The 25,093-nt window shown below is 29.6% G+C and carries 23 protein-coding genes; 20 read left to right on the forward strand and 3 right to left on the reverse strand.

Features of this window, described 5'->3' with window-relative positions; all coding sequences use genetic code 11:
- The 17 genes from D2A34_RS27215 to ymfI form a co-directional block, all read left to right on the forward strand.
- The coding region (locus D2A34_RS27215; protein WP_279221612.1) for a transketolase-like TK C-terminal-containing protein at positions 1-384 on the forward strand (384 nt) is incomplete at its 5' end.
- Positions 385-696: 312 nt separating this feature from the next.
- A complete protein-coding gene (locus D2A34_RS10425; protein ID WP_119366570.1) occupies positions 697-1,317 on the forward strand; it encodes a DUF4867 family protein in 621 nt (206 codons plus the stop codon).
- Between the two features lie 408 nt (positions 1,318-1,725).
- Positions 1,726-3,198: an L-fucose/L-arabinose isomerase family protein gene (locus tag D2A34_RS10430; RefSeq protein WP_079439769.1), complete on the forward strand. Its 1,473-nt coding sequence runs from the start codon at positions 1,726-1,728 to the stop codon at positions 3,196-3,198.
- 542 nt (positions 3,199-3,740) lie between these two features.
- Positions 3,741-5,054 carry an ABC transporter substrate-binding protein gene (locus tag D2A34_RS10435; RefSeq protein ID WP_079439766.1) on the forward strand — a complete coding sequence of 438 codons (1,314 nt, stop codon included), beginning with the start codon at positions 3,741-3,743 and terminating at the stop codon, positions 5,052-5,054.
- A 90-nt stretch (positions 5,055-5,144) separates the two neighbouring features.
- A complete protein-coding gene (locus D2A34_RS10440; RefSeq protein ID WP_079439764.1) occupies positions 5,145-6,044 on the forward strand; it encodes a carbohydrate ABC transporter permease in 900 nt (299 codons plus the stop codon).
- A gap of 5 nt (positions 6,045-6,049) precedes the next feature.
- Positions 6,050-6,892, forward strand: coding sequence for a carbohydrate ABC transporter permease (locus D2A34_RS10445; protein ID WP_079439761.1), 843 nt, complete (start codon positions 6,050-6,052; stop codon positions 6,890-6,892).
- 17 nt (positions 6,893-6,909) lie between these two features.
- The gene (locus tag D2A34_RS10450) at positions 6,910-8,754 is read left to right on the forward strand and encodes a cache domain-containing sensor histidine kinase (protein ID WP_243128317.1); all 1,845 of its coding nucleotides are present in this window, start codon (positions 6,910-6,912) and stop codon (positions 8,752-8,754) included.
- Positions 8,739-10,301 carry a response regulator gene (locus D2A34_RS10455; protein WP_079439759.1) on the forward strand — a complete coding sequence of 521 codons (1,563 nt, stop codon included), beginning with the start codon at positions 8,739-8,741 and terminating at the stop codon, positions 10,299-10,301. The genes D2A34_RS10450 and D2A34_RS10455 overlap by 16 nt, the downstream gene beginning before the upstream one ends.
- Before the next feature lie 174 nt (positions 10,302-10,475).
- Positions 10,476-11,144, forward strand: coding sequence for a GntR family transcriptional regulator (locus D2A34_RS10460; protein ID WP_119366571.1), 669 nt, complete (start codon positions 10,476-10,478; stop codon positions 11,142-11,144).
- A 185-nt stretch (positions 11,145-11,329) separates the two neighbouring features.
- On the forward strand, positions 11,330-12,115 hold the full coding sequence (locus D2A34_RS10465) for a transporter substrate-binding domain-containing protein (RefSeq protein ID WP_079439757.1): 786 nt from the start codon (positions 11,330-11,332) through the stop codon (positions 12,113-12,115).
- Positions 12,116-12,585: 470 nt separating this feature from the next.
- Complete coding sequence (locus tag D2A34_RS10470) at positions 12,586-13,368, forward strand: transporter substrate-binding domain-containing protein (RefSeq protein WP_119366572.1); 783 nt, start codon at positions 12,586-12,588, stop codon at positions 13,366-13,368.
- Positions 13,369-13,383: 15 nt separating this feature from the next.
- Entirely contained in the window at positions 13,384-14,046 is a 663-nt protein-coding gene (locus D2A34_RS10475) for an amino acid ABC transporter permease (protein WP_119366573.1), read from the forward strand.
- Complete coding sequence (locus D2A34_RS10480) at positions 14,030-14,761, forward strand: amino acid ABC transporter ATP-binding protein (protein WP_119366574.1); 732 nt, start codon at positions 14,030-14,032, stop codon at positions 14,759-14,761. Before D2A34_RS10475 ends, D2A34_RS10480 begins: the two co-directional genes overlap by 17 nt.
- 443 nt (positions 14,762-15,204) lie before the next feature.
- Entirely contained in the window at positions 15,205-16,215 is a 1,011-nt protein-coding gene (locus D2A34_RS10485; protein ID WP_119366575.1) for an asparaginase, read from the forward strand.
- A gap of 167 nt (positions 16,216-16,382) precedes the next feature.
- Positions 16,383-17,315, forward strand: coding sequence for a metallophosphoesterase (locus D2A34_RS10490; RefSeq protein ID WP_079439751.1), 933 nt, complete (start codon positions 16,383-16,385; stop codon positions 17,313-17,315).
- Positions 17,316-17,344: 29 nt separating this feature from the next.
- Positions 17,345-18,280 carry a dipeptidase gene (locus D2A34_RS10495; RefSeq protein WP_119366576.1) on the forward strand — a complete coding sequence of 312 codons (936 nt, stop codon included), beginning with the start codon at positions 17,345-17,347 and terminating at the stop codon, positions 18,278-18,280.
- A gap of 79 nt (positions 18,281-18,359) precedes the next feature.
- Positions 18,360-19,103, forward strand: coding sequence for an elongation factor P 5-aminopentanone reductase (ymfI, locus tag D2A34_RS10500; RefSeq protein ID WP_119366678.1), 744 nt, complete (start codon positions 18,360-18,362; stop codon positions 19,101-19,103).
- On the opposite strand, the gene D2A34_RS10505 is transcribed toward ymfI, so the two are convergent.
- Both D2A34_RS10505 and D2A34_RS10510 read right to left on the reverse strand, forming a co-directional pair.
- On the reverse strand, positions 19,100-20,620 hold the full coding sequence (locus D2A34_RS10505) for a HAMP domain-containing sensor histidine kinase (protein WP_119366577.1): 1,521 nt from the start codon (positions 20,618-20,620) through the stop codon (positions 19,100-19,102). The genes ymfI and D2A34_RS10505 overlap by 4 nt on opposite strands.
- On the reverse strand, positions 20,617-21,291 hold the full coding sequence (locus D2A34_RS10510) for a response regulator transcription factor (RefSeq protein WP_079439729.1): 675 nt from the start codon (positions 21,289-21,291) through the stop codon (positions 20,617-20,619). Before D2A34_RS10510 ends, D2A34_RS10505 begins: the two co-directional genes overlap by 4 nt.
- 541 nt (positions 21,292-21,832) lie before the next feature.
- Between D2A34_RS10510 and D2A34_RS10515 the strand changes: the two genes are divergently transcribed.
- From D2A34_RS10515 to D2A34_RS10525, 3 genes are all read left to right on the forward strand, one after another.
- Positions 21,833-23,074, forward strand: a complete 1,242-nt coding sequence (locus tag D2A34_RS10515; protein WP_079439726.1) for a M16 family metallopeptidase — start codon at positions 21,833-21,835, stop codon at positions 23,072-23,074.
- 44 nt (positions 23,075-23,118) lie between these two features.
- Positions 23,119-23,757 carry a recombination regulator RecX gene (gene recX, locus D2A34_RS10520; protein WP_079439723.1) on the forward strand — a complete coding sequence of 213 codons (639 nt, stop codon included), beginning with the start codon at positions 23,119-23,121 and terminating at the stop codon, positions 23,755-23,757.
- Positions 23,758-23,916: 159 nt separating this feature from the next.
- Positions 23,917-24,636 (forward strand): transglutaminase-like domain-containing protein, encoded by a 720-nt coding sequence (locus tag D2A34_RS10525; RefSeq protein ID WP_079439721.1) that lies wholly within the window; start codon positions 23,917-23,919, stop codon positions 24,634-24,636.
- Positions 24,637-24,641: 5 nt separating this feature from the next.
- On the opposite strand, the gene D2A34_RS10530 is transcribed toward D2A34_RS10525, so the two are convergent.
- The gene (locus D2A34_RS10530; protein ID WP_079439719.1) at positions 24,642-25,001 is read right to left on the reverse strand and encodes a tetratricopeptide repeat protein; all 360 of its coding nucleotides are present in this window, start codon (positions 24,999-25,001) and stop codon (positions 24,642-24,644) included.
- Positions 25,002-25,093: the final 92 nt, after the last annotated feature.

Here is a 25,093-nt window from a genome sequence, read left to right on the forward strand (position 1 = left end):
GGGTATATCCTTAAAGATTCTAAGAAAGAAACTCCAGATGTACTTTTAATGGCATCAGGTTCAGAAGTGGAATTAATCTACAAAGCAGCTGATGAACTAGCAGCTAAAGGAATAGATGCAAGAGTTATAAGTATGCCAGCATTCGAATTATTTGAAGCTCAAGACGAAGCTTACAAAGAATCAGTAATGCCAAAATCAGTTAGAGCTAGAGTTGCAGTTGAAGCATTAACAAGCTTTGGATGGCACAAATATGTAGGTCTTGATGGAGAGGTTATCTCATTAGATACTTTTGGAGCATCAGGAAATGCAGAAACATTATTTAAACAATTTGGATTCACAGTAGAAAATGTGGTAGAAAAAGCAGTTAAAGTTGCAGGAAAGTAGTTTAACTAAAAAAGATTAATGTTAATGTTTGATCTATAAATGTATGGAGTCTATTTGTTAGTTCTTCTAGCAGCAATATTATAAGAAAAAGTGTGTGTAAGAAAAGTAGTGTGAAATAAAGTAAAACTTATCTATGGTCGTGACACTGTTAACTCCCGCTTTAATAGAAGATGGGAGTGTTACAGTGGCTAAACATCAGATAAAGATTGTATATAAAGTTTAAAATAGAAGAATTCAATAAAGGATACAGTATGTTTATAGGTTTTTACAATAAAAATACCTTGAAATTAAATGGGAGGAAAGACGAAGAGTATGGTTATTAAAAGTGTTACTGACAAAGAATTTAAAAAATATGGACAAATATTAAAGAACTATGACTGTACAGAAATAATCGAAAAAATGAAAAGTACTCCGCTACCAGAAGGAGTAATATACGAACCATCAATTAAAGAGCTTGAAGAATTAAGCATTGCTAAAGAATTACAAGATAGAGAATACGGAGAATTGCCAATACAAATAGGATATTGCAATGGTAACAATTATATGTTAAATGCAGTTGAGTACCATCGTTCATCTGAAATAAATATAGCAGTAACTGATCTTATCTTATTAATAGGTAGTCAACAAGATATTGAAGATGATTATTCATATGATACATCAAAAATTGAAGCATTTAAAGTTCCAGCAGGTACTATAATTGAAGTTTATGCGACTACACTTCACTATGCTCCATGCAATGTAAGTGAAGAAGGATTTAGATGTGTTGTAGTTTTACCTAAGGATACAAATCTAGCTTTAGAAAACAAAGTTGAAAAAGTTGAAGAAGATGCTTTACTTTTCGCTAAGAATAAATGGTTAATTGGTCACAAAGATACTGATCTAGGTGAGCAAGGAGCATTTATAGGTCTAGTTGGAGAAAATATACACCTATAAAAAGAGCGCGTTAGCGCAACCAAGATCATTTCACCTATAAAAAGAGCAGCTATGCTGCAATTAGGATCATTTGAACTATAAAAAGAGCAGCTATGCTGCAATTAGGATCATTTGAACTATAAAAAGAGCAGCTATGCTGCAATTAGGATCATTTGAACTATAAAAAAGTGCGAAGCACAACAATGATCATATTACATTTAAAAAAAGCGCTTTAGCGCAACCAAGATCAATTTGATTAAATATAAACTATAAGAAATTAAATAAACTATAAGAAATAATTAAATAAACTATAAGAATTTAATAAATAACTATAAGAATAAATAACTATAAGAATAAATTAAATAAACTGTAAAATAACGAAAAGATTAAAATAGATTAAATAAAAATGATAAAATGGAGGAATTTATTATGAATAATATACCACAAGTAAAATTAGGAATCGTTGCAGTAAGTAGAGATTGTTTCCCAATGGAATTATCAGAAAATAGAAGAAGAGCTGTAGTAGAAGCTTTTAATGGTGAAATTTTTGAATGCCAAACAACTGTTGAAAATGAAAAGGACATGAGAAAAGCTTTAGCAGAAGTTAAAGAAGCTGGAGTAAACGCATTAGTTGTATACTTAGGAAACTTTGGACCTGAAACTTCAGAAACTTTACTTGCTAAAGAATTTGATGGACCAGTTATGTTTGCGGCTGCATCTGAAGAAAGTGGAGATAATTTAATAGGTGGACGTGGAGATGCATATTGCGGAATGTTAAATGCAAGCTACAATTTAGCTTTAAGAAACATAAAAGCGTACATTCCAGAATATCCAGTAGGAACAGCTCCAGAAGTTGCAGGTATGATTTCTGAATTCGTACCAGTTGCAACAGCATTACTTGGATTAAAAAACTTAAAAATTATTGCTTTTGGTCCAAGACCTCAAGACTTCTTAGCTTGTAATGCACCAATTAAGCAATTATATAACTTAGGTGTTGAAATAGAAGAAAACTCAGAACTTGATTTATTTGCAGCATTCAATGCTCACAAAGATGATGCAAGAATTCCAGATGTAATAGCTAGCATGGAAAAAGAATTAGGTGAAGGAAACAAAATGCCTGGTATTCTTCCAAAACTTGCTCAATATGAAATTACATTATTAGATTGGATGGAAGAACATAAGGGTTCAAGAGAATACATTGTATTTGCAAATAAATGTTGGCCATCATTCCAAACACAATTTGGTTTTGTTCCTTGCTATGTAAACAGCCGTTTAACAGCTATGGGAATCCCAGTATCATGTGAAGTTGATATCTATGGTGCATTAAGTGAATACATCGGAACTTGCATAAGCCAAGATGTAGTAACATTACTTGACATAAACAATACAGTACCAGCTGATATGTATGAATCAGAAGTTAAAGGTAAATTTAACTATTCATTAAATGACACATTCATGGCATTCCACTGTGGTAATACAGCAGCTTGCAAATTAACATGCGGTGTTATGAAAAATCAAATGATCATGGCGAGAGCTCTTGAGCCAAATCAAGAACCAAATATAACAAGAGGAACACTTGAAGGAGATATTATCCCAGGAGATATCACATTCTTCAGATTACAAAGTAATGCAGAGGCTGAGCTTACAGCGTATGTAGCACAAGGTGAAGTATTACCAGTTGCAACTCGTTCATTTGGAGCTATAGGAGTATTTGCAATTCCAGAAATGGGAAGATTCTATCGTCACGTATTAGTTGAAGGAAGATACCCTCACCATGGAGCAGTAGCATTTGGACACTTTGGAAAAGCAATTTACAACTTATTTAGATACTTAGGAGTTAAAGAAGTTGGATTTAACCAACCAAAAGGTATGCTTTACAAAACAGAAAATCCATTTGCATAATTTAAACATTTGTTAAGCCTTAAATATTATTAATTAAGGGAAATTAGAAGCAAATATAACTTAGATTACTCTAATTAAAAAGACATTTTAGGCTGAAAGCAGACTTATCATAGCTTTCAGCCTTTAATTTATAAACTTAGTTAAAGTTAAAAGTAGAAAATACAATATTATTAAATAAAAATATACCTCCATAAATTAAGTGTTTTTAAAGAGAAACTATTTAACATGGAGGTTATTTACATGTGAAAAGGAATAATACTTATAAACTAAATATACCCCCACCTTTATACTTGAATTTAAGGTATGTATATAACCTGTGTTAATTATAGGGATAACAAATAGAATAAGTCTATTTGTGTACAAAGTAAATTTATTCAAATGTGAAGAAATTGAAGTTATTATCTAAAAGGTTTTATGAGTAAGATTACAAGAACATATAATATTATATATAAAAGATAAATTATTCAATGTTTATTAAACGTTACCAATGCTAATATATAAGAGTATCAAATATATAATAATTCTAGGGGGTAGAAAGGTATATGAATAAGAATTTAAAAAGGATAGCTTCAGTTATAATGACAGTGGCTATGGTTTCTACAGCGATGATTGGTTGCGGAAATAGTACGTCGCAGGCAAGTGGAGGAGCGGCGTCAGGGAAGACAAAATTAACATTATGGCATATTCAAACATCAACAGCAGCAGATGCAATTAAGGCCTCTGTAAAAAGGTTTATGGAAAAGAATCCTCAATATGAAGTAGAAGTTGTTGATCAGGTTAATGACTCTTACAAACAAAAATTAGCCATGGCAATGAGTTCAAATCAAACTCCAGATGTATTTATTCAATGGGGAGGATCAGGATTAATTGATTATGTAAATTCAAACAAAATTGCGGATCTTACAGACTTAATGAAAAAAGACAACTATAAAGATAAATTTATAGATGCTGGAATTAACCAATGTTCATACAATGGTAAAATCTATGCGGTACCAGTTGAAAACGTATCCGTTGCAGGTTTCTTCTATAATAAAGATGTTTTCGCTAAATATGGAATACAAGAACCAAAAACTATTTCTGAATTAGAAGCTGCATGCGATAAGTTAAAATCTAATGGAGTAACACCATTTGCTTTAGCTAATGCAACAAAGTGGACAGGTTCAATGTACTATATGTATTTAACAACTCGTTTTGGTGGACTTAATGCATTTGCAGATGCAGCATCAGGAAAAGGTAAGTTTGAAAATCCAGCATTTGAATTTGCAGGAAATAAGATTCAAGATTGGGTTAAAAAAGGTTACTTTATAGATGGATTTAATGGTATGGATGATGACAGTGGTCAAGCTAGACAAGCACTATATAAAGGTGACGCAGCTATGGATTTAATGGGATCATGGTTTACAGGTACAGTACTAGGTGAAAACCCAGATTTCATGAGTAAATTAGGATTCTTCGCTTTCCCAGCATTAGATGGTTCAAAAGAAGATCAATCACTTTGTGCAGGAACAGTTGGAGATAACTTATATTCAATTTCAGAAACATGTAAAGACAAAGAAGGTGCTTTTAAATTAATTCAATCATTATTAGATGATCAAGCGCTACAAGATCGTAAAAAATTAGGAAAAATTATTCCACTTAAAGATTTTAAACCAGATGATGCACTAACACAAAAAATTCTAGACACAGTAAATCAAGCAAAAGGAGTTCAATTATGGTATGACCAATACTTACCAGCAGAAGTTGCAGAAGTACACAAATCAACTTGTCAAGAAATATTTGGTTTAACTAAGACTCCACAAGATGCAGATAAAGAATTACAATCAGCTATGGATGCTTATAAAGCAAAAAATAAATAAGTATAGCAACATTAAAAAATAAGTTTGAGCTGTTGCATTATGTAAGAGTTTTGCAGCAGCTCAATAATTATTATAAAGGAGAGAGAAAAAGTGCAATCACAAACTAATAGTTTAGCTAAAAGACGTGCTGCCTCAACAAGAAATGCAGCAATCATATTTCTTGTTCCAGCATTTTTATTTCTAATAATATATATAGCATATCCAATTGTCTATTCTTTCAATTTAAGTTGCTATGATTGGAATGGATTTGCATCAAATAAGGCGTTTGTAGGTTTAAATAACTGGAAAGAACTTATTCTTGATGGTGTTTTCAGAAAAGCTTTCTTAAATAATATTATAATTATGGTTTTATCTATAATTGTTCAATTACCAATTGGTATAGCACTTGCAACCTTCCTAGATTTCGGTGGAAAAAAATTAAATGTGTTTAAAGTAATTTGGTTTATACCAATGTTAATGTCATCTGTTGCAATTGGTTATTTATTTAAATATGCATTAGATGCAAGTAGTGGTATAGTAACTGGTATATCAAAAGCATTGGGTGGACACTCAATAGACTTATTAGGGAACCCTAAAACAGCGCTATTGACCATCACTGTAGCAATATGCTGGCAATTTATCCCGTTTTATATGGTATATTTTCTAGCTGCATATAGCGGTATACCATCAGATTTATATGAAGCGGCGATTATTGATGGAGCTAAGAAAAGTCAATATTTTTGGAGGATAGCACTTCCATTAATGAAACCGGCTATTAAAAGTGCAATTGTATTATCAATGGTTGGATCATTAAAGTATTTTGATCTTATATACGTTATGACGGGTGGAGGACCAGGTAATGCATCAGAACTAATGGCAACATATATGTACAAAAATGCATTTTTATCTCAAAGGATGGGATATGGCTCTGCAATTGCATCAGGAATGTTCATTCTTATAACAATAATATCGTTAATTACAATTAAAACATTAAATAGAAAGGAAGATTGATTATTATGAAGCATAACTTATCAATACAAAAATTATCTATAAAGGCTATCGTGGGAATATTAGCAATAGCTTGGCTTTTTATTACAATAGTTCCTTTTATATTTATGTTACTTGCAGGGTTTAAGCAGCAATTCGAGATGCTTATGGGAAGTGTTTTCGATTTACCTAAAGGTTTATATTTGAAGAATTTCATTGATGTATTTAAAGGAAACATATTTATCTACTTTAAAAACAGTGTATTAGTACTTATAGTTTCATTAGCAATTCTACTATTCTTAAGCGCGTGCGCATCTTATCCATTAGCAAGATTCAAATTTAAGTTAAATAAACCAATTTATGCTATAATAGTAGCGTGTATGTCAGTACCAGTTCATGTAACATTGCTTCCTATATTCCTAATGACAACTAAGATAGGGTTATATGATAGTCCTTGGGCATTAATTGGACCATATGTAGCATTCAATTTACCGATTTCAGTATTTATTCTAGTTACATTTATGCAGGCTATCCCTAGAGAATTAGAGGAAGCAGCTGAAATAGATGGATGTAATAAATATAAAATTTTCTTTAACGTTATGCTTCCTTTAGTTAAGCCAGGCTTAGCAACGCTGGCAATTTATAATGGTGTTGCTATATGGAATGAATTTAGTTTTGCATTGGTTTTAACTCAAACTCTGAAAAATAGGACATTGCCTCTTGCTATATGGGAATATCAGGGACAATATACAATGAATGTACCAATGATTATGTCGGTGTTAACTATTTCTATGTTACCGATGATAATAGCATTTATTTTTGGACAAGATAAATTGATTAAGGGTATGATGGCAGGAGCTGTTAAAGGCTAAGAATATTATGAATATGCATGGAAGTACTATTTCTGATATATACAATAATTATAGAAAAGGATACAGCTATGTATAAAGGATTAAGAAAAATTATAAGTAAGCTGTCTAAAATGAAATTTAATCAGAAAATAACTATATTTTTCATTTTAGCAGTTTTAATTACCAATAGTTTTGTAATTTTTGCAGTTTATCAATTAGCAGGGAAACAAATTACTGAGAAGTCTAGCGGCCTTGTACAAGGACAGTTTGAAACCACTACAGACATATTAAATATAACTTTAAAAAATATTATTGAAACATCAAATATAATAACAGGAGATAGCAGGGTAAAAGAATTCTTAATGAATAATAAGTTTACGTCAAAGAATTACAATAAAGATACTAGCGATGCTTATTCTTCAGTAAGATATTTCTTAGATTCAAACAGCTATATAGATTATATTTCATTGGTGAAATTTGATGGACCAGAGTTAATATATGTTGGCGAAACTTGGACGAGTGGTGATTTTAGAACTGAGACTTTAAAAGACTATCAACAAGCAGTGGGAACTAAATTTGGTAATTGCAAAATAAGTATGAAAAGAAAAGTATTTTATCCATATCAGTATGTCCTAAATATCTATCAGCCTATTTATGATAAATATAATTATAATAAATACACTGGGTTTTTGGTTATAGGAATTGGAGAAAAAAGCATTAAGGAATTTTACTCCAATTTAGATAAAGGATTAAGAGTGCAGACTTATTTAACCGATAAAGATGGAGTTATAATATCTAATGAAGATAAATCTTTGATTGGAACTGATAGTTCTTATAAAGATGTATTACAAGGAAAAAGTGGTCAGCAAAAAGTTGGAAATAAGATGGTTATCTATGAAAAATTAGATAATTGGGATTGGTATATGGTAGGAGAGATACCAACAGAATCTATGCTAAAAGATACTAATACAATGATTTTTCTTATTATAACATTAGTTCTGGGAGCGGGGGGGCTTATTAGCTTAGCTTTCTATAAGCTGAGTAATAATTTATATAAGCCAGTGGATGCTCTCGTAAGTACAATGAGAGAGGTTTCTATGGGAAATCTTGAAGTCCGAATGAAACGGGATTATAAAGGAAAAGATTTTAGACAACTGGCAAGCGGATTTAACATTATGATTGAAGAAATTAATATACTTATGTATAGAATAAAAAGGGAGCAAAATGAGATTAAGCAAATAGAGTTAAACAGATTGCAATCTCAAATTAAGCCACATTTTTTATATAACACATTAGAGTGTATCCATTGGCAAGCCTTGTCAGATGGAAATAAAGACGTATCAAGAATGGTAAAAGCGTTAGCAAATTATTACCGTTTATGTTTAAGTAAAGGAAAAGATATTATTCAGCTTTCTCAGGAATTGGCTAATATAGAAAATTATTTAATTATTCAAAATATGAGATATAGTGGTATTGCACAATGCGATATTAACGTAGATGAGAAATTTAAAAATGTGCTAATACCTAAGCTTACATTGCAGCCTTTGATTGAAAATTCTATTTACCATGGAATACGAGTTAAAGATGGGTTTAAGGGGGAAATATTTGTTACAGCTGAAGAAAAAGAAAATAAGATAGTTATATCAGTTTCAGATAATGGAGTTGGAATGACGCAGGAGCAAATTGATGAGATTAATAATTCAATATCAGTTTTTGACGAGAAAACAGGCTATGGGTTGAGAAATGTTCATAAGAGAATTGAAATATTATTTGGTAGTGGATATGGGTTATATTATAGAAAAAGTAAATATGGTGGAACTACGGTTGATATTCTATTACCTAAAGGGGAGAATGGTGAGAATAATAAATGTATAAGGCTATAGTTGTAGATGATGAAGAGATGATTCGAAAAGGAATATGTAAGGTGATTCCTTGGGAGAAACTTAAAATAGATACTATTAAAATGGCCTCATCTGGAATTGAGGCCTTAAGGATTATGGAAGAAGAATCTTTTGATATTATGATCACAGATATTTGTATGAGTGAAATGGATGGGTTATCACTGGTAGAAAAAATAAATTGCTTAAATCCCAGACTTAAAGTTATAGTTCTTACAGGTTATGATAATTTTGAATATGCTAAGAAATGCTGCAAGATGCAAGTTGAGGATTATCTTTTAAAGCCAGTGGATGAAGTAGAGCTTGAAGATACTATTAAAAGATTAATAGGGGAATTAGACAATGAGAAAATTATGAATCATCAACAAAAGATAAATAATAGAATACAAGGTATCACTGAACAACTGAAAATTGAACAGATTATGCAGAACTTGCTTTATGAACGGGTAAAGGCTGATGAAATAAAAAGGGTGCTAGATGAGTATTCTTATAGCGGTGAGCAAATGCTGCAAATTGCTCTAGTTTGCCCAGTTATAGATGATAATTTATCATGGAGACAACATTTTGAATTGTTAAATTTGTATATTAAAAATACATGTATAGAATTATTTGATTCTATAAAAGAAGGAGTTACGTTTGAGGATAAAAACAAAAATATAGCAATAGCTATATTTATTAGAGAAGACTTGGAAGAAATTACACTGAGAATAAAACGATTAATTGATTACTTAAAAAATGAGTATGATATAAATCCCAAAGTTATTCTTGGAAGTGCAGTGGAAGGGTTTAATAAAATCAATATTTCATATAATGATGCATGTACTTTGCTAAATAATAAAAGTACATATGGTGGAATTATTACAAAAGAACCTAGAGAGTTAAGGCTAACCTTATTTAATGAAAGGGTGCAGGAATTTCGAAAGAATATTATAGACAATATAGATGACATCGAAAAAGTTATGAGTATTTATGCGTCTTATGAAGATGCGATAGAATTTTATAATTTATCAACTCAATTAGTTAAGAAAACATGTTTTGATATTGGAGGAGGAGTTTATTTCTCTTATATGATGGAGAAAGGCTTAGTATCAGACAATAAATTAAATTCTTTATTAATTTCTCTGCAAAATTGCGAGAGGAATGATGCCATAAGAATCACAAGAGACTTTATCATGCAAATACTTCAAGCAGATATAGGAGAAAGCCATGAAATTATAGGGAAAGCGAAATTATATATAAAAGATCACTTAAATGAAGATATCTCTGTTTATAGTATTGCGGAAATGTTATACTTAACTCCAACTTATTTCTCCAAGCTATTTAAACAAAGTACGGGAGAAGGCTGTAATAATTATATAATACGCAAAAGAATTCAAAGAGCGAAATCATTATTAGAAACAACGAGTATGAAAACTGGTAAAATAGCAACATTAGTAGGATATAATGATACAAATTATTTTTCATTAGCATTTAAGAAACAGACAGGAATGTCACCGACAGAGTTTAGAGAAAAAGCAGGGAGATATTATTAACTTATAAATTTATAGAAAATTTTTTTTGTTTATATAAAAAATTAAATAATAACTTGACAAGCTGTATTTTGTTGAAATATAATTATAGAAGATAAAGCAATGGAGCATTTATTTAATATAGGTGTTTTATTGCTTTTTTTTATTTACTATTACTGATATATCAGTGGGATTTCAGTGAAGGGGGAGATAAATCTGTGTCAAGTTGAGAAATCATATGCTAAAGAGATATATAGGCAAATTAAATTAGATATTTTAAATCTAAAAATAAAAGATGGAGATTTTCTTACATTAGCTGAATTAGCGGACAAGTACAGTGTAAGCAAAACGCCTGTGAGAGACGCATTAGGTGCATTGGAAATTCAAGGATACCTTAAGTCACTTCCTAGAAAGGGTTATCTAGTAAAGCCAGTTACACAGAGGAATATTAGGGAATCTTTTCAAATGAGATTTATATTTGAAAAAGCAGCTGTCAACTTAGCTGTTAAAGTAGCTGATAACTTAGAGCTAGAGAGCATATTGCAATTGGCAATGAAATTTCCGGACGGTTCACAAAAAGGCAACATAGCTGAATTTAATGAATTAAATGATATGTTTCATATGTCAATTATTAGGGCAGCTCATAATTCATTATTAATTGAAATGTCTGAAGGAATTATGGAAAATCTTTCACGAATTCTTATGATGGATTCTAAAAATTTAGAATTTATAAACGAAAAAGAAGAACATATAAAGATAGCAAAAGCACTGATTGCAAGAGATAGTAAAAAGGCAGAGGAATTAATAACAGAACATATTACGCATTTAGAGGCAAGGGTTTATATAAATGAAAGCATAATAGTATAACATGATAAACTTAGGGTAAAACTATTGTATAAGTATAAATTATATAATACTTATATAAAAAATATATAAATATAATGATCTATATGCATAAGTTAATAGAGTTTTTAGCTTGTAAAAGCAAAAATATAAATAGCAACAAAAACTTTAGAAAAATTTATCTAATTATTTTCAAGGGGGAATAAATAATGAATAAAAAATCGTTAGTAGGAATTTTATTAGCATCAGTAATGTCAATTGGAATATTGGGAGGTTGTGGTTCATCAAATAATGATTCGTCAAAAAGTGCTGATGGAAACAAAAAGTATATAATTGCTTGTGATGCAAAATATGCACCATTTTCATTTGAAGAAAGTGGAAAGTACAAAGGTATAGACGTAGAACTTTTAGATGCGATTGCTAAAGAAGAAAAATTTGAGTATGATTTAAAGCCAATGGACTTTGATGGAATTATTCCAGGTATAACATCTAATCAATTAGATGGGGCTATTGCAGGAATGAGTATTACAGATGAAAGAAAACAAACTTTAGATTTTTCTGATGGATATTTTGTATCAGGATTATCATTAGTTGTTAATAAAGATAACGCTTCAATTAATGGGGTGAATGATTTAAAAGGCAAAAGTGCCTCAATTAAAAAAGGAACAGCAGGTTCTAAATTTGCAGAAGATAATGCAGAAAAATATGGATTAAAATTAAATTACTTTAATGACTCTCCATCAATGTTCCAAGCAGTTGAAAACGGAAATGCTGATTTCTTATTGGAAGATTTTCCTGTTATCGCTTATAAGATTAAAGTTGATAGCGGTGCAAAATTAAGAATTGCAGGAGAAAAATTAACAAATGTTGATTATGGATTTGCTGTTAAAAAAGGATCAAATGCAGATCTTTTAAAGAAATTTAACGAAGGCCTTAAAAAATTAAAGGACAATGGACAATATGATAAGATAGTTGGTCAATATATAGGCAAATAATACATTTGGTAAATGAAAATACAACTCATGCAAAATAGAATTTGAGTTATAATAAAAGTTAAAAAGCTATAAGTTTAGGATAATGAAATTTCTGATTTATAGCTTTTTCTTCTTTAAAATATCAAATTATGCATGAAAATATACAAAAATAATGGAAAATGTATGAAAACTAAAAATGAAGGAAAGTGTGAGACTTGATTCATATATTAGAAAAAATTGATATTAAGAGATACATCTTAAAAATTCAAATTCAACTGTAAAAGTAAGATGTATAAAGGAAAATCGTTTTTGAAACATAAATAATCAGGCTTTGTTCCCGAGGTGATTTGTTGACAGTTTTTGAATTGGATTATATAATAAGTTTCATAAAGGATAAAAATAATTGTGAAATTTATTGAGGAAAAATTGTATTTATACAATAGATTTGATTTATTAACTACAACTAAATAATTGCAAAGGAGCAAGATGAGATGAACAAAAAATCATTAGTAAGTATTTTATTAGTATCAGTAATGTCAATAGGATTATTGGCAGGCTGTGGAGCATCAAAAGGCGATACAGCAGCTGAGGGAGGAAATAAAAAATATATAATTGCATGTGATGCAAAGTTTGCGCCGTTCTCATTTGAAGAAGGCGGAAAATACAAAGGCATAGATGTAGAACTTCTAGATGCAATTGCTAAGGAAGAAAAATTTGAATATGATTTAAAGCCAATGGACTTTAATGGAATAATTCCAGGACTTACGTCTAACCAATTAGATGGAGCTATAGCTGGGATGAGCATAACAGAAGAAAGAAAACAATCTTTAGATTTCTCAGATGGATACTTTGTATCAGGATTATCAGTGGTTGTTAATAAAAATAATGCGTCAATTAATGGGATAGATGACTTAAAAGGTAAGAGTGTTTCAGTTAAAAAAGGTACAGCAGGGTCTAAATTTGCTGAAGACAATGAAGCAAAATACGGATTGAAATTAAGTTATTTTGAGGATTCTCCGTCAATGTTCCAAGCTGTTGAAAATGGAAATACTGATTTCTTAATGGAGGACTATCCAGTTATCGCATACAAGCTTAAAGTTGATAACGGTGCAAAACTAAAAATTGTTGGAGATAAATTAGATACTGTTGACTATGGATTTGCGGTAAAAAAAGGTGTAAATGCAGATCTACTAAAGAAATTTAATGATGGACTTAAAAAGTTAAAAGAAAACGGAAAGTATGACGAAATCGTCGGACAATATATAGCAAAATAGTAAGGAGAATGAAAAATGCAAATCTTTCAATTGCTAAAAGACAGCTTCCCAAGTCTGCTCAGTGGACTTGGGATAACTATAGAAATTGCAGTAATATCACTAATATTAGCTGTAATATTTGGAATAATATTAGGTATATTTAGCATAAGTACTTCAAATATATTAAAAAGTATAGCGACAACATATATTTACATAGTTCGTGGAACCCCACTTATGGTTCAAGCTTTATTTTTATATTTTGGTATTGGACAAGCGTTAAATGTAAGATTTGATCCTATTGTTGCAGGAATAATAACTCTTACGGTTAATGCAACAGCTTATATGGCTGAAATTTTCAGAGGTGGAATTCAAGCAGTAGATCATGGTCAAATGGAAGCAGCAAGAAGCTTAGGTCTTAGCTATTCAAAAGCTATGAGAAAAGTTGTTTTACCGCAGGCGGTTAAAATAATGATTCCATCTATATTAAATCAATTTATCGTTACATTAAAAGATACATCTATTTTAACTGTTATAAGTATAAGGGAATTAACATCAGCAGGACAAATTATAATTGCCAGAAACTTTAAATCACTTGAGATGTATGCAATTGTAGCCTGTATGTATTTTATAGTAATTACATTATTAACTTTAGCATCACGTTATATAGAAAGGAGATTAGGCAATGGTAATAAGCGCTAAGAATCTCAAAAAACGTTATGGACAATTAGAAGTTCTTAAAGATATATCGGTAGATGTTACAGAAGGGGAAGTTCTTTGTATTATAGGACCTTCTGGATCTGGTAAAAGTACTCTGCTAAGATGCTTAAATGGGTTAGAGGAAATACAATCTGGAAGTATTAATATATTAGGGCAAGAGCTTGTAAATAATAAAAATATTAATAAATTAAGAGAAGAGATAGGAATGGTATTCCAATCATTCAATCTATTCCCTCATTTAACAGTACTTGAGAATATGTTGCTTGCACCTTTAGAATTAAAGAAGATGAGCAAAAACGAAGCAACTGAAAAAGCTATTTCTTTATTAGAGAAAGTTGGATTAAAAGATAAGAAGGATGTTTATCCTAACACTTTATCAGGTGGTCAAAAGCAAAGAGTTGCGATTGCTAGAGCACTTGAGATGAATCCAAAGATAATGCTTTTTGATGAACCAACATCAGCACTAGATCCAGAAATGGTTGGAGAAGTTCTTAAAGTTATGAAGGATCTAGCACAAGAAGGTATGACTATGGTTATTGTAACTCACGAAATGAACTTCGCTAGAGATGTATCTGACAGAGTTATTTTTATGGATCAAGGATATATATTAGAAGAAGGACCGCCAGAAGAGATATTTACAGCACCTACAAGTGATAGATGTAAAGAATTCCTAGATAAAGTTATTAACGCTAATTAATATTAATCTATAAGAAAGAGCGATAGATTTGTTTTAAGTTGTTAAGCTTATAGAGCTCAATTTTAAAATGAAATTTATACAATAATCATCAACCGAAAGAAAGGATATTCTAATTGTTCGGTTGCAAAAGAAATGTGACAGTGGGATTTTGGATTTAATATATGAATGGATTTAGTGCACAGCTAAGCATAGTTTATGCGAATTCAAAAATATATCTATCCATAAAAGATACCCATAGTTATGTCTTTAATGCAACAGTGTACAAGAGAATATCCTTTACTTGTTGAATATGAAATTAAAATAAGAAAGAGCTAATCTATAATAGAGTTTATGTGTTATACTATAATAAAAAATAGGAATGATTTAACTAATCTAAATGATTTATATAGGATTATATGTCCTATTTTGTTTAAATTACTATATGCAACTTAGGAGGGGAAAAAATGATAACTATTAACCCTAAAAAACCTGGACTTAAGAATATAATTATTTTAGCAACTGGAGGAACTATTGCTGGTACAGGCGAAGAAGGAAAGACAACAAATTACCAAGCAGGTAACTTAGATATAGATACGTTAGTTAGTAGTGTGTCTAATATTGATAAGATAGCTAATATATATGGTGAGCAAATTGCTAATGTTGATAGCAATGATATAACTATCGATCATTGGTTAACTCTTGCTAACAAAATAAACGAACTTTCAAAACAAGATGATATAGATGGATTTGTAATAACGCATGGAACTGATACTTTAGAAGAAACGGCATATTTTTTAGATCTAACAGTGAAAACTAACAAACCGGTCGTAATAACAGGAGCTATGAGGCCTTCAACAGCAACTAGTGCTGATGGACCACTAAATTTATACCAATCAGTTGCACTGGCAGCTAGTGAATTATCTATAGGTCATGGATGTATGGTTGTTTTTTCGGATGGTATATATAGTGGAAGAAATGTTCAAAAGGTTAATACGTTTAAAACAAATGCATTTAATTCAATAGAATTTGGCTGTCTTGGTTATATGAGAGATAATGTTCCTTATTTCTTTAATAAATCAATAAAACCACACACTGTTGATTCACAATTTGATATTTCAGGGTTGAATAAACTACCTGTGGTATCTATTGCATATTTCAATATAGATGCTGATCCGCTTATTCTCGATTATCTTGCAGAAAGATCTGAGGGAGTTGTAATTGCAGGTGCAGGAAGTGGAACTTTTAGTACTAACTGGTTGAATGAGATTAAGAACTTAGAAGAAAAAGGCATACCTGTTGTAAGATCCTCAAGGATAGGAAGTGGAATTATACTAAGGGATGAAACTATGGATAGATATATTAATTGTATTCCAAGCTATACATTATCACCTCCCAAAGCAAGAATTTTACTATCTTTGGCATTAACTAAAACAAAAGATTTTTCGGAGATTGGGAAGATCTTCTCTGAATATTGATAGAATAAATAATTGCAAATATATATAAGTTAAATAAAAAGATGGAGTTGATTTAAAGATTATCTTCATCTTTTTATTTTTTAATTAATAATATATAAAATATCAACTCTAACTAAATCTTCATATAATGAATAGAATTAATATAAATTATATGGAGTTGCTGTTGTATGAGTGAACATTGTAGTAAAGATAAGAATTTTATTAGTAAGTTAATGAAGAAAGCAAATATTATTGAATTTGATAATTCTTCTAAAATAGTTATAATAAGTGACTCTCATAGAGGAGATGGAGGATATGCAGATTCTTTAAGACAAAATAGAAATATTTATAAAGCGGCCCTTGGATTTTATTATGAAAATGGATATACTTTAATTGAACTAGGCGATGGAGATGAATTATGGAAAAATAAAGACTGTTTAGATATCGCATATATGTATAAAGATATCTTTGCTATTTTAAATGATTTTAATTACGATAATCGTTTATGTCTAGTTTTTGGAAATCATGACATAGTTAAATCGAATCCAGAATATATAAAAAGGCAGGAGCAGTTATTTGAAAATGCAGGTGGTGGATTTGGACGTGAAATGATTAGCCTTTATACAGATGTTACATTTTATGAAAGTGTTATACTAAGATATATGCCTTTAAAAGAAGATATACTAGCATTTCATGGTCATCAAGTTGATTTTATTAATTGCGACTTATGGAAGGAAAGCAGATTTTTAGTAAGATATGTATGGAGATTTTTAGAGGGAGTCGCTGGTTTTAAGTCTCCAACAAGTCCAGCTAATAATTATAATAAAGGTACTAAAATAGATCATATGCTTGAAAAAGTAGCGAGAAGAGAAAAAAAGATACTTATTTGTGGACATACGCATAATGATATTTTTCCTGAACCCGATGAAGGTCTTTACTTTAATGATGGATGTTGTGTATTTCCATCAGCAGTAACGTGTATTGAATTAACTAATGGTGAAATTTCTTTAGTTAAATGGCAGGTTGAGGTTAATAAAGATATTTTGTATATCAACAAAACGGTAACTGGAGGACCGGAAAAATTACAAAAATATTTTGATTTTGCAAGACAATTATTATAGAAAAATGTTACGAGTTAGGAGGAATGAAAATGAAGTTTATAGACTTGCATTGTGATACAGCAAGTAAAATATTTTATGATAATCTGGATTTTAAAAGTGAACTATGCAGTTCTAATATAACGAATTTAAAAAAAGGCGGAAGTTTAGGGCAAGTCTTGGCTTTTTTTGTAAACCAAGAATTAAATGAAGACCCATATGAGGAATTTCTAAAAATTTATAATAGATTTATAATAGAAATTGAAGATAATAAAAATGAAGTTGAAATTGTAAGAAATATAAAAGAATTAAGAGAAGCAGAAGCTTTAGGGAAAATAGGAGCATTTTTTTCAATTGAAGAAGGGGAAGTTATTAAAGGAAGCATAGAAAATTTAAAGAAAGTCTATGAAAAAGGAATAAGGATACTAACAATAACTTGGAATTTTAAGAATCAATTAGGATATCCTAATTTTAACTACGCATATAGGAACAATGGACTAACGAGCAAAGGAATAGAGGTGGTTGAAGCATGTGAGAGTTTAGGGATAATACCAGACGTTTCACATTTATCTGATGCTGGGTTTTATGATATGACTAAGATTTGTGAAAAGCCATTTATAGCATCTCATTCTAATGCAAGGGCTATTACAAATCATCCTAGGAATCTAGATGATAATATGATAAAATTATTAGCTGAAAAAGGCGGGATAATGGGATTGAATTTTTGTGCGGATTTTCTGGGAAATAAAAGCACAGCTACAATAGATGAAATGTTGTCTCATATAAAACACATAAGAAATGTTGGAGGAATAGATATATTAGCACTTGGAAGTGACTTTGATGGTATACACAATGAAGTTGAAATTAAAGATGCTTCAGAATTTGATAAATTATATAGTGCTCTTGAGAAAAATAATTTCAAAGAATCTGAAATTGAAAAGATATTTTTTAAAAATGCAATTAGGGTTTTTAAAGAGACGTTAAAATAATTAATATATAAGTATAAGAGAAAAAGAGGTGAGTTTTAGGAGAGATTTAACGGATAGGTTTTATATCTCTCTAGAAATTATGAATAGATTAACTGGTAAGGTTGCATTGGTTACAGGTGCATCAAGAGGAATCGGAAGAGCCATTGCTATTGAGCTTTCAAAGCAAGGCGCAAGTGTAGTAATTAATTATTCTAAAGATGATGAAGGAGCTAAAGAGACACTTGAAGAAATAAAAAAAATAAATGGATATGGAATTATAATAAAAGGTGATATATCGTCTTTTGAAAAGTGTAAGGAAATAGTTCAAGAAATCTTAGTGTCTATGGGAAAAATAGATATACTAATAAATAATGCAGCAATAAGTCAAATAGGATTATTTATAGATGCCACAGAGGATGATATTCAACAAATTATGAATATTAATTTGTTAGGTGCCGTCTATATAACAAGACATGTGCTTGAAAATATGATTTCAAGAAAAAGTGGGAACATAATAAATATTTCTTCAATGTGGGGGGAAGTAGGTGCTTCTTGTGAAGTGTTATATTCAACTACAAAAGGTGGTTTGAATTTATTCACAAAAGCTTTAGCGAAGGAAGTAGCCCCTTCAAACATAAGAGTAAATTGCATCTCACCAGGAGTTATAGATACTAAGATGAATTCATTCTTAGGAGAAGAAGAAAGGAAATCCTTAGAAGAAGAAATTCCACTAGGAAGATTTGGAGTTCCTAGTGAAATAGGAAAACTAGCAGTATTTCTATGCAGTGATGATTCGTCATATATTACGGGACAAATTATCAGAGCAGACGGTGGTTTTCTTTAATATTCTTCATTTTCTTCTGATGATACAATTTTTTCTAAATAAAAGTAAAATTCTACTCCTCCATTTATGTTCTGTAAATTAAATTCGCTATTATGAAGGCGTAATATATTCTTTACTATTGATAAGCCTATTCCTGTGCTATTTTTTTGAGTTCTTTCCCTAGATTTATCCATTCTATAGAACTTATCAAAAAGCTTGCTTATTTCTGCATCAGGAATAGTAACCCCCATATTTTGAACAGATATTTTAAATTTATCCAAACCTTCTTCAATTGATATATTTATATCATTACGTGGAGGAGTATATTTAATTGCATTAGTTATAATATTTGTTAAGACTTGCTCCATTTGAAATGGATCTGCATAAACGTAACTATAAGGAGTAGAGGAATTAAATTTCACATTAAATTTATTTTCTTCAAATTCTGGTGTATGTTTCTTTAATATTTTTGTAATTAATCTATTTATGTTGAAATCTTCATAATTTGGTTTTATAGTACCAGACTCGAGTTTTGAAAGCTCTAACATATTGGTAACTAATACACTCATTTTTTTAGATTCATCAATTATAGTTTCCAAATACATTTTGGCATCATCGCCAGATACAATTCCATCTTTAAGACCTTCGGCATACCCCTCGATTATGCCGATAGGAGTTTTAAGTTCATGACTGACATTAGAAATAAAATCTTTTCTCATATCCTCTAGTTGTCTTTCTTTTTCAATATCATGTTCTAATTTTGAATTTTTTTGTTGTAAATCTAATAGAGCATCCTGAAGATTTTTGGACAAAAAGTTTAAAGATTTAGCAAGGCTTCCTATCTCATCTTCTCTTTTAGTTTCACAAACTTCAGTAAAGTTCATATGAGATATTTTATTTGCAGCATGAGTTAAATTTACTAGGGGTTTAGATATTAAATTAGAACAAATTAATGATAATACTACTGAGATAACAATTAAGCCTAAAAATAGGTATATAAAGAACTCACTCATTACTTCTGAAGCTTCTTGTATTGGTTGAATAGAAGATACACAAAAGATAAGACTATCATTTTTATTCATTAAGGACATTGGGCTTACTACTCCAATTTTTTTTAGTCCACTGCTTTCATTATCAAAACTTTTATATCTTGGCTGAGAGTATTTAAGGGCTTGGTTTATTAAGTCTTTATCATTTACTAGTTCTGAAGCAAAATTAGTAAAGCTATCAAAGCTTTCTTTATTGCCATAAATATTATTTGAAATATACTTAATATCTCCATTTAATGAAGTAATAACAATTTTAGCATTATTGTCATCTTCAAATTTTTGAAGAGCCTTGTATAAAGCCTGATCACTATCGATATGCATTGAATATAAATCATTAAATTTATTTACTTCTCTAATTAATGATACAGTTTTTTTATAAGAATAAAAATTTTCAAAGAAAAATGCTTGTGCCAAATAAGTCATATACATTAGCGCAATAATTAGCGATAAAGTTATGCTAAATAATCTTTTTGATAAACTTTTTTTCATTCTTTTACCTCGAATTTATATCCACTGCCACGAACCGTAATTATATAGTTGGCTTTGTCTAATAATTTTTCTCTAAGCCTTTTAACATTGGTATCAACTGTACGGATGTCACCATAGTAGTCCACTCCCCATACATTATCTAAAATATTATCTCTGCTTAATGCAATTCCTTCATTTGTAATTAAGTATATTAAAAGTTCATATTCTTTTGGTGATAATATAACTTCTTTTCCATCAATTTTTACTTCGTGAGAAAGCTTATTGACAGTTAGACCATTAAAGTCCTGAGAGCTTGAGTCTAAGTCATCTCTGGTCCTCTTTAGCAAGGCTTTAACTTTGGCGATTACAATTTTAGGACTGAAGGGTTTTGTCATATAATCATCGGCACCGTAGTCATATCCTTGTAATTTATCTTCTTCCTCACCTTTAGCAGTAAGAAGAATCACAGGAACTGTTGAAACTTCTCTTAATTTTTCAAGCATTGTTAACCCATCCATAACAGGCATCATTATATCTAAAAGCACTAAATCAATTTTTTGAGTGCTAAACATGTATAAGCCTTCTTCACCATTTGATGCTTCAAAAACGTTAAAATCTTCTTTCATTAAGTAATCTCTAAGTAAAAATCTAATTCTTAATTCATCTTCTACAATTAAGATGGATTTTCTCATTGCAACTCATCTCCTTATTTTGAAATAAACAATATAATAATAAATCTATATTTTCTAATTAAATATGTAAAATTCATTAAATATAATAAAAATTTTCTTATATTAATAATAACCTATAAATAAGGCAAATATATTACAACTATCTATTTATAAAGCTTTAAGTATTTAGTTTTTTACATATATAAACAATAATGATTTTAATTATAAATTATTTATTTAGATTTGACATATACTTTGACATTAATTAAATTATAATATAATTTTGCAATTTAATTAATATACTTTCTTATAGATATTATAATTGATTGCAAGATAAAAAAATATATTCCAGGCTAAAAATAAGAAACGCTTATGACAAGGAGCACGATAGTAATGATTTTATTAGAAAGTATAGGAATATATTTTTAACTTGTGATATTATTATAGAAGAAAGATTTTATTATATAATGTTAAGGAAGAGATTTTTATTAATTATTAGAAAGAACATAAAAAAGTTTCTTACGAAGCCAAAAGATTAATGATACAATTAGGAGAATAATGAATGGTAAAATTAAATTTTGATGTGAAAAGGCATACTCTAACAAATGGCCTAGAAGTGATAACTATAAAAAAGGATACCCAGCTTGCTGCCATAAATATAGGGATTAAAGTTGGAGCACTATATGAAAGTATAAAGGAAAAAGGAATTAGTCACTTTATTGAACATGCTTTATTTAAAGGCACAAAAAATAGAAGTGATGAGGAACTTAATGAAGAATTAGAAGCATTAGGTGGCGAATATAACGCGTATACAGATTATGATGCAACTGTATATACTATAAGTTGCTTGATGGAAGAGTTTGAAAATGCAGTAGAACTTTTGGGGGATATGATAATAAACCCAACGTTTGATAAAAAAGAGATAGAGAAGGAGAGAGGCGTAATACTATCTGAAATAAGAATGGGTAAGGACGATATTGAAGACTTTAGCTTTAAAAATGTAAATAAAATTGCGTTCAATAATAGTCCTCTTAAATATGAAGTAACTGGACTTGAAGAAAATGTTTCAAGATTTTCTAGAACAGAGATACTATCATATTATAATAAATACTATACTCCTAAAAATTCTTTATTAACCATGGTCTCATCATTAAACCATGAGGATGCAATTAAATTAGTAGAAATGCATTTTGAAGAATGGAAGGGAGAAAAACCTGATCCTATTAATATCATAAAGGAAAAAAATGAGGAAAAATTAGAAATAAGTTATAAAAAAGATATCGAACAAAGTACTATAGTATATCTATATACTTTCAATGATATAAGTAAAGCAGATGAGCTGCCATTAAGAATACTGAACCACAGACTTGGAGAGAGCTCAAACTCCTTGCTATTTAGAGAAATTAGAGAAAATAGAGGCTTAGCTTATGATATTTACACTCATTTAGAAATTACAAATAATATTAAAACTCTTTATATATATACTGCAGTTAGTGAAGAGAATGTTGATGAAGCTAAGCAAGCAATTGATGAAACATTAAAAAATATAACTGAAGGAAAAATTCAAATTGGAGAAAAAGATTTAGATATAATGAAGAAAGTCCATAAGACGGCAGTGATATCCACACTAGAAGATTCTTCAGAGTTATGTAATTATATGCTTCATCAAGCCTTGGAAGATGAGGATATTTTTGAATTTGTTAAAGATATGCATAGATTAAATACAGTAGATACAGTTAAAATTAATGAAGTGGGAAAAAAGGTTTTAAAAAATCCAACAATCCATATATTAAAATCAAATTAACCTATAATAAATGTAATTATAGAAAAAGGTGAAAATAAATAATCATGGCTAAGATAACAAAGATAGAAGTTCAAAAGAGGAATAAAGAGAGAGTTAATTTATTTTTAGATGATGAATATGCTTTCTCTATATCAGCAGAACTGGTTTATAAGGAAGGTCTTAAAGTAAATAAAGAAATAAATTTTGAAGAAATAAAATCATTAGCTGAAAATGAAAGTTTCATTAGATGTAAAGAAGCAGCACTCCGAAGTATTGAAAAGGCATATAAAACAGAAAAAGAAATAAGAGATAAATTAAGATTAAAAGGATACGAAGAAAATGCTATTGATTATAGCATAGAATTTTTAACAAAATATAATTTCTTAAATGATAAAAATTATGCAAAAGCCTTTATAAAAGACAAATTAAAATCAATGGGAAGCCAAAAAATTAAATATTCCTTGATTCAAAAAGGGGTTTCCAGAGATATTATAGATGAAGAACTTTATGATTTAGACAAAGAGAATGAAAAAAATATTGCATTGAATATTGCAAAGAAAAAACTTAATTTAATCAAAGGAAAAGAAAGTGACAATTATAAAATTTCTGGTAAATTATTTAGATACTTGATTTCAAAAGGATATGGAGCTGATATTACCAATGAGGTGGTAAAGGAGATCATGCTTTTAGAGGAGTTTGAATAATAAGGAATAACAGGTATTACCATAATATAAACATAGAATGGTATTTTTAATATGGCCAGTGATATTATTTTTGGTATAATAAGAATATAAATTAGAAGAAGGCATAATCAAATTCTTTCATGTGCCTAAGGCAAAGATAATTATCTGTGGAGGAAAGTTATGAAGGAAAATAAATTTTTACTCATAATTACTGGAGTTATATCAGGCTGTATTCAGATAAGCGTAGTAATTGGAATGTTAGTTCTTCCCAATATATTATTTAATTCAGAATCTACAAACTCATTTTCTGAAAATGAAATTACTAAAGAACAATCAACGAGCAAATATAATAAAAGCCAACTTACAAAATTTTTTACAAATAGGCAATTAAATAAAAATGGATCTTCTAAGGAAATAGTAATTTATAATGGAGTAACAATTGATGAGGGAATACAATCAAATGAAGATATTGATAATAAAGCAGAGGAGTTAACTCAAAATGCTACAAGTGATAGAGAGAGAGCAAGAATTCTATACACTTGGGTAGGGAGTAACATAAAATATGATGATGATAAAGCCAATAAGGTTTTATATGAAAAGGACATTCGCCAGATGCCAGAAAGTGGCGCAATCAATGCTTTTGAAGGTAGAACTGGAATATGTTTTGACAAAGCATGTCTTTATGTAGCTATGTCAAGAGCTATAAACCTCAAAGTAAGGTTAATAGGAGGACAGGCATTTGATGGACATCAGTATGTAGGGCATGCATGGAATCAAGTTTATTTAAATGATGAAAATATTTGGATAAATGTAGATTCAACCTTCTATGATGGAGGTAATTATTTTGATTCCAACTTATTTAAAAATCATAATGTTGAAGAAATTGTTGGCGAATGGTAAAAAACTTACGTTGCTGTCTTATATAATTTTGAAATTATAAGATTAATTGCTTTCTCACAGTCTTTATCATTGGGGTCTATTGACCAAGCTAAATTAAAGTGCCTCAAGGCTGTGTCAAGGCATTCCTTCATAACATAGCAGTACCCAAGATTAAAGAAATATTTACTTTCACGTTTAATAGAAATTGCTTTATTTAACATTAATATTGCATCGTCAAAATTTTTTAATTTAATAAAACAAACGCCGCAATTATAAAATGAACAAGCCGAATTTAGATTTTGAGATGCAGATTTTTTATAACAATCTATAGCTCTTTCATAATCTTTAGAATTATAATATTTGTTGCCTTCATTGAAATAATTCATTTGTGACCTCCAAAAATAAAAATGTAAATATTACCTTAAACATTTTATAATTATTGACAAAACTTTAAATTAGTATACATATGGAATAATTT

The organism is Clostridium chromiireducens (genome assembly GCF_003575225.1).
GTDB lineage: Bacteria > Bacillota > Clostridia > Clostridiales > Clostridiaceae > Clostridium > Clostridium chromiireducens.